Below are 476 nucleotides of genomic sequence, written 5' to 3' on the forward strand. Positions count from 1 at the left end.
GGGGCCTGCCGCCAGCGACCGGGCCCAGCCGGCGGCGCGCATTGCCAGTGCGCGCAGATGCGGCGCTTCCAGCATCGGAGGATGCGTGGCCGCTGCTTCGCTGGCCAGGTCCGCCGCCGCGAGCGTGTGCCACTTGCGCCGCGCCGCCGGCGACAGTGCAGCGCACACGGCTGCGCGCTGCCCGCTCGGCAGCAGGGTGAGCGCATCCACCATCTGGCGCGCCGACAGCCGGGCCAGCACCTTCGCGAATTCCCGTGCGCCGGCCTGCTCGACCAGGCGCTCGAGCACCTGCGGGCGGTGCAGGCGCAGCGCAGCCAGGGTGGCGCGCAGCAGCGCGCCGCCGCCGGGGGTCGGGGCGATGGCGTGGGTGAACTGGCGATCGAGCGCGGCCTGCCGGTGAAGGGCGGGCCGTCCCATGCGGTGCTGCATGCAAAAACTCCTTGAACGAGAAAGCCAACGGCAACGGCTGGGGGGGG

1 protein-coding gene is annotated in these 476 nt (G+C 74.8%); it reads right to left on the minus strand.

What is annotated here, in order from left to right; translation table 11 throughout:
* Positions 1-429, minus strand: a 429-nt coding sequence (locus A612_RS10730; RefSeq protein WP_019374487.1) for a hypothetical protein, incomplete at its 3' end; no start/stop codon positions are given.
* Positions 430-476 lie beyond the last annotated feature (47 nt).

Origin of the sequence: Melaminivora alkalimesophila (assembly GCF_000282995.1) — a bacterium.
Lineage (GTDB): Bacteria > Pseudomonadota > Gammaproteobacteria > Burkholderiales > Burkholderiaceae_C > Melaminivora > Melaminivora alkalimesophila.